At 69.2% G+C, this 1307-nt stretch carries 1 protein-coding gene; it reads left to right on the top strand.

Annotated features, from left to right (window positions below; translation table 11 throughout):
• Nucleotides 1–50 precede the first annotated feature (50 nt).
• The coding region (locus AB0B40_RS38195; protein ID WP_362268245.1) for a beta-ketoacyl synthase N-terminal-like domain-containing protein at nucleotides 51–1307 on the top strand (1257 nt) is incomplete at its 3' end.

The following is a 1307-nucleotide window of genomic DNA, read 5'->3' on the forward strand; positions in this document are numbered from 1 at the left end:
AGGGGCTGCCGGCGACCTCGATCGCGTGGGGCCCCTGGGCCGAAAACGGCATGGCACGTGCCGTAGCGGACCGTTGGGAGGAACACGGCCTGCCCGCCATGTCTCCCGACCTGGCGATCGCGGAGTTGGAACAGTCCGTCAACGACCCGATGGCGGCCTCACTGCTCGTCGCTGACGTCGACTGGGACACCTTGGCACAGGTCAGGGCCGGCGTCGGCGCCCCGAAGCTGCTGACCGACCTGACCCGGCACGCGCAGCGGAACGCCACCGACGACGGTGACTCTCCCACCGACACCTCCCTGCGTCGGCGACTGGCCGGACTCGGCACCGCCGAACAGGAGCGCGCCCTGGTCGAGTTCGTGCGTTCCCACGTCGCCGCAGTACTAGGACACCGTCGGCCCGAGGCCGTCGACACCGAACGGGCCTTCAAGGAGCTGGGCTTCGACTCACTGGCGGCCGTCACCCTGCGCAACCGCCTCAACGCGGCCACGGGCCTGAAGCTCTCCAGCACCCTCCTCTTCGACCACCCCACCGTGACGGCGCTGGCACGGGTGCTGCGCACCGAGGCGCTGGGACTGCGCGACGACGACGGACCGGCGCTGTCCACCACGACGGCGACGGACGACGACCCGATCGCGATCGTGGCCATGAGCTGCCGGTTCCCCGGCGCCGTACGGACGCCTGAAGAACTCTGGAACCTGTTGGCCGACGAACGCGAAGTACTGACCGAGTTCCCGGCAGGACGCGGCTGGGATCTCGACACCCTTTTCGCCCCCGATCCTGACGAGCAGGGCAAGAGCTACGTCCGAGAAGGAGCCTTCCTCGAAGACGCCGGGGCCTTCGACCCGAAGTTCTTCGGTATCTCGCCGCGTGAGGCGACGGCGATGGACCCGCAGCAGCGGCTGCTCCTGGAGACCTCCTGGGAAGCCTTCGAACGTGCCGGTATCGACGGCACCCTGCTGCAGGGGACACCGACCGGAGTCTTCATCGGCAGCAACGGACAGGACTACGGTCGGAGCCTGCGCGAAGCGGCGGCCGAGAACGTCGAGGGCCACCTCGTGACGAGCAGCGCCGCCAGTGTCGTCTCGGGGCGTATCTCGTACACCTTCGGTCTCGAAGGACCCGCGGTCACCGTGGACACGGCGTGCTCGTCGTCGCTGGTCGCCCTGCACCTGGCCGTGCAGTCCCTCCGTCAGGGCGAGTGCACGCTCGCGCTGGCCGGCGGCGTCACCGTGATGTCCACCCCCGAACTCTTCGTGGAGTTCAGCCGGCAGCGGGGTCTGGCTCCGGATGGGCGTTGCAAGGCG

The sequence above is a fragment of the Streptomyces sp. NPDC042638 genome (assembly GCF_040647235.1).
GTDB classification, from domain to species: Bacteria; Actinomycetota; Actinomycetes; order Streptomycetales; family Streptomycetaceae; genus Streptomyces; species Streptomyces rameus.